Below are 5091 nucleotides of genomic sequence, written 5' to 3'. Positions count from 1 at the left end.
TGGCCGGCACCTTCGCCGACACCTTCGATCACTTGGCCGGAGCCTTCGATGATCTTCTGCCCGGGCGTCGCGGCTTTGCCGGCCTTGATGCCGGCATCGAGTGCAGAACGGCACGGATTGGGGCCGAGGTCGTTCGACGCGCCAAGGCCGGTCACGGCATTGAGCGCGCCGAAGGTCGCGAAATTGGCGGCCCGCGTTGCGAAGCCGGCGGTGTTTTCCACGGCCCCGATCGGGTCCGGGACGACACTGGGATGTGAGAGGCTGCCACCGACATTCATCGGCACGGCCAGATTGGCAAGATTGATCTGCTTCGATTGCGTGTCGAGATGGAGGTCCAGTATCTCGTTCCGCAGGTCGATATTGCCGGAACCGAGCACGGTGGCGCCCGGCGTATCGAGCACCAGGCCACGCGACTGGGCGATGCCCTGTTTGATGTCGAAGCGCGTCACCAGGCAATTGACCTGCGAGGCATCCTGGCTGCCGCCGAAGGAGATGATTCCGAAAAGATCGGCAAAGAGCAGGCGCACGAAATCGTTCTGCAGGCGCCCGCTGCCGGTCTCGAACAAGACATTGCCGTTGGCACCGCCGAGCAGACTGCGCAGGGACCCGGCCGGACCGGCGATCTCGACTTCGAGATTGGCATTCTTGGCCTGCAGCACGCCGGCAAGGCCCAAGGTCTCAAGAAGCGGCGCGGCCGCCACATCATCGGCACGGATGCGCGCCACCAGAGGCGGCGGCGCCTGCAGGGTGTCGAGCGTGCCGCCGGCCGAGAAGCGCCCGTCGACCAGATTGCCAGTGACGTTGGTGAGCTGGAGCTTGCCGTCCAGCAGATGCAGTTCGATGCTGGCATTCTTGAGCGGATAGGGACCGTGGGAGAACTCCTGCGCGGTCCACATGATATCGGCATCGAGCATGTCGAGTTGCGGGATGACCCACGGCTCGGCGGAGAAGGCACGGCCGTCCTTGGGTCCCTTGTCGGGCCCGGAGAGGACCGGCTCCAAGCCGAAATCCTTGCTGTTGAGATGGGTCGAGGCGAGGCGCAGGCCGACATGCGGCCGCTTCTCGCCCAAGGCATATTCGAGATCGCCCGCGAAATCGCTGTCACCGACACGGCCGCTGGCGGTAGCAAGCTTGTATTGCCCCTTGGCGCCGGTGAGATGGCCGGCCAGACGATAAGGCCCCGTTCCCGGCAGTTTGAAATCGCCGAAGGTCACTTCCTTGTCGGCGCTGAGCGACAGATCGAGGTCGATTCCCTCGACCTGCGCCGGGTCAGCGATCTGTCCGCTCACGGTGAAGGCGACACCGCCGGCATTGCCCTTGAGATCGAGCGGCAGCGGGCCTTGGGTGAATTGCCTGAGCGCCCCGATCTCGCCATCGGCGCTCAATATCTGGTCGGCCATCCTGGCACGCAGCGCCAGTGTGATCGGTGCGCCCGGCGCCGCCGTCTGTGCCGTCAGGCTGTCGATATCGGCCTGCCGCGTCACGCCGCTTTCGCCGTCACGATAACGGATGCTGAGGCGCTCGACCGAGACTTCCCCAATATGAGGCAAGGGAGCGGAACCGCCGCCGCCAGTACCCATGACCCAATTGCCGACACCTTCTGCATTGGTCTCCAGCAGCACGTCGGCGTCGGAGAGAACCAGTTTTCTGATGACGATCTCGTTGGAGAGGAGCGGCATCAATTCGATCTCGGCGGTGAGCCGGTCGAATTTCAGCATCGCCGGCTCGCTGCTCCAATCGGCATTGCGGAAGGTGACCTGGCTCACCGTGAGGGTGGGTGTCAGGGAGATGCCGAGCTCGACATTCCCGGCCAGAACCAGGTCGCGCCCGGTCGCCGCCTTCACCTGCGCCGCGATGAGGTCCTTATAGGCATTGAAGTCGGTCGATTTGACGATCGCCACCAGCGTCGCCGCGAGGCCCACCACCAGCATCAGCAAACCGGCCAGGATCGTCTTCAGCCGCATCGGACGCTTCCTTTCATGATTCCGACCATCATTCCGGCCATCACTCCAGAAGCGATTTTAGCGGGTGGCGGAAAGGCTTTGCAAACAGGCGATGAGGTCGCCTGGGGATTCCAGCACCTCATGGGCGCCCGCCTGCCGCAATTCCGCAGTCGGATGATAGCCCCAGCTGACGCCGATGGCGGTCGCCCCGGCGGCGCGGGCCATCTCCATATCGAAGCTGGTATCGCCGATCATGACCGTTTCCGGCGCTTCGCAGGCGGTTTCGGCCATGGCGCGGAGCACCATGTCCGGATGTGGCTTGGAAAGGGCCCGGTCAGCCGTCTGCAGGGTGTGAAAGCGCTCCCTGAGGCCGTGATGGGCCAAAGTGTGCTCGAGTCCCACCAGATTCTTGCCCGTGGCGACCCCGAGGAAGATTTCCGGGTGTTCCAGCGCCAGGATGAGGTCACGGATCCCATCATAGAGGGGTTCCGAGAGCCCCTCGCCGGCCCGCAGGGCGCGCACGATAACCCGGTAGGCTTCGGCGATCTCGGCAACCGTCGTCTCGTCTTCTTCGGGCAGCAGGCGGGCGACGGCCACCTCCAGCGTCAGGCCGACCTGGCGGCGCACCGCCTCGGCCGTCGGCAGTGCGCGGCCGAACTGCCCGAAGGCGCCGTGCATGGCCGAGACGATGTTGTGCTGGCTGTCGACCAGTGTGCCGTCGCAATCGAAGATGACGAGGCGGTAGCGACCGATGGACGGCATCAGGCGATCAGAGTTCGAGGCCGGCAAAGGGATCGTGGTCCGGCTCGTTGGAGAATTCGAAGAACTTCCAAGTCTTCTGCATATGAGGCGGCAGAGGCGCCGTCACATTGATGATGCCGCGCGTCGGATGCGGAATGCGGATCGAGCGGGCATGAAGATGCAGCTGGTTGTCGAGCGATTCCCGCGCGAAATAGGCCTTGGCGCCGGCATATTTGCCATCGCCCAGGATCGGTGTGCCCAAGGCCACGCAATGGGCGCGCAGCTGGTGCGTGCGGCCGGTGAGCGGCATCAAGGCCAGCCACGCCGCCTTGTCATGGGCGCGTTCGACGACCGCGTAATAGGTAACGGCATGCTTGCCCTCATCCTCGTCGATCTGCACGCGTTCGGCCGAGCGCCGGCCGACGGCGGCGACGCTCTGCTTCGCGAGGGGCGCGTCGATCTTGCCTTCGTTCATCTTCGGGGCACCGACGGTGATGGCCCAATAGATCTTCCGCGCCGTCTTGTGGCGAAAGGCTTCGGCAAGCTTCCGGGCAGCCGCCTGGCTGCGCGCCAGGACAAGGCAGCCCGAGGTGTCGCGGTCGAGGCGGTGAACCAGGCGCGGCCGCTCCGGCGCATCGAATTGCAGGGCTTCGAGCATCGCGTCGATATTGGTGTCGAGCCCCGTGCCGCCCTGAACGGCGAGGCCCGCCGGCTTGTTGATGACGATGACGTCGGCATCCTTGAAAAGGACCGATTTGCGCAGGGCTTCGGCATCCTTGGCGCTGATCGGCTTGGGACCGCTGGGCAGGTCCATGTCCGGGCGCGGGTCGTTGGCATCGCCCAGCGGTGGGACGCGCACAACCATGCCGGCAGCCAGGCGGTCGGCCGCCTTGGCGCGCTTGCCGTCGACGCGCACTTCGCCCTTACGCAACAGCTTTTCCAGCCGACCATGGGTGAGATGCGGGAATTTGCGCTTGAACCAGCGGTCGAGGCGCTGGTCGCCATCCGACGCGGTGACGGTGTATTGCTTGACGCCACTCATGACGAATGGCCGGTAAGGAAGTTCATCAGGCGGCTTGCCGGCTGCGTGACAGCCAATCGAGCAATTGTTCGGTAGCCATCAGATAGACGCCGATCTGCGCCAGTTCGTTGAGGCCGACATCGGTGGCGCCCGATATGGCATCGGTCGCCAGGACCATGCGGAAGTCGCGATTGGCAGCGGCATAGACGCTGGAACGCGGCGAGGTAGAGAAGTCGGTCCCGCAGATGACGATGGTGCTGATGCCCAGCGCCTTCAGATGTTCTTCGACCGGGGTCTGGAAGAAGGCGGAGAGACGCGGCTTGTAGCCGATCCATTCCTTGGACCCGATCTCCTGCAGCTTGCCGTCAAGCAGCAGTTCCGGCTCGATGCGCTGCGTGGTGTCGGGCTTCAATTCGTCGATCAGTTCGCAACCCGAGGTTCCCGGCATGACGATGCGCTGGCCGGATTCGATCTGCGCCCGGTGGCAGAGATCGACATTCGAACCGTTGCAGCGGTAAAGCCGCACCATATGCACGATGGGCGCACCCAATTGGCGGAAGGCCTGGGTAAGGCGCTGCATCTGCGGTACGGCGGCCATGGAGCCGCTGACGGCGGCGGGGCCATTGGGCAGGACGAAGTCGCGCTGGGCGTCGATGGTGATGAGAGCTACACGATCGCGTTCGGGCGAAAGATAATCTTGCATTCTGACAACTCGCCTTATTGTAGCGGTTTGGCCGCCACCACCCCGAATGACCGCCCGGGCCTGCCTTATGGCTTCATGCCCTGAAAGCGGAACATCCCCCATTGGGATTGCCTATGCCTGTCTAGGCTTTCTGGCGGGACCCTAGCCAAGCCCTATTCCAGCGACAAGCCCTTCATCTTGCATGGCGAAGCCGCCTTCCCTGCAAACCTAGGCCCTTGCCTTTTGGCACGATTTGCGTGCGGGGTCTTTGATTGCCGTTAACCGTCGCGGGCGGATGATCCATACACGACGCGACTAAACTGAACGGTCTAGGTGTGAATTTCCGCTCACGCCTCGCCGTCACCCTCGTCGCTTTCCTGGGGCGCCTTCGCGCGCTGGCGCTTGGCGCGCAGCTTCTCCCAATATTCCTGCCGCTTCAGCAATTCGCGTTCGAAGCCGCGCTCGACCGGGCGATAGAAACGCTCCCGGCGCATGCCATCGGGAAAGTAATTCTGACCTGAAAAGCCGTCCTCGGCGTCGTGGTCGTAATCATAGCCGGCGCCATAGCCGAGCTGGCTCATCAGCTTGGTGGGCGCATTGAGGATATGCTTGGGCGGCATGAGTGAGCCGTTGGCCTTCGCTGCCCGGCGGACGGTGTTATAGGCCTTGTAGGCGGCATTCGATTTGGGTGCGGTGCCGAGATA

The 5091-nt window shown here is 63.8% G+C and carries 4 protein-coding genes and 1 pseudogene; all 5 read right to left on the bottom strand.

Annotated elements, in window-relative coordinates:
- Positions 1 to 1964 (bottom strand): AsmA family protein (locus tag ACE3OA_RS21410; protein WP_374314665.1); only part of this gene is annotated, 1964 nt, incomplete at its 3' end.
- 57 nt (positions 1965 to 2021) lie between these two features.
- Complete coding sequence (locus tag ACE3OA_RS21405) at positions 2022 to 2705, bottom strand: HAD-IA family hydrolase (RefSeq protein WP_374314663.1); 684 nt, start codon at positions 2703 to 2705, stop codon at positions 2022 to 2024.
- Positions 2706 to 2712: 7 nt separating this feature from the next.
- Entirely contained in the window at positions 2713 to 3726 is a 1014-nt protein-coding gene (locus ACE3OA_RS21400; RefSeq protein ID WP_374314661.1) for an RluA family pseudouridine synthase, read from the bottom strand.
- A 25-nt stretch (positions 3727 to 3751) separates the two neighbouring features.
- Complete coding sequence (locus ACE3OA_RS21395; protein WP_374314659.1) at positions 3752 to 4408, bottom strand: cysteine hydrolase family protein; 657 nt, start codon at positions 4406 to 4408, stop codon at positions 3752 to 3754.
- A 326-nt stretch (positions 4409 to 4734) separates the two neighbouring features.
- Positions 4735 to 5091, bottom strand: a pseudogene (locus tag ACE3OA_RS21390) (replication-associated recombination protein A); the annotation flags it as partial.

This window comes from Dongia sp. (assembly GCF_041906375.1).
In the GTDB taxonomy this organism is placed as follows: Bacteria; Pseudomonadota; Alphaproteobacteria; order Dongiales; family Dongiaceae; genus Dongia.
This window is presented reverse-complemented; position numbering and strand designations above follow the sequence as displayed.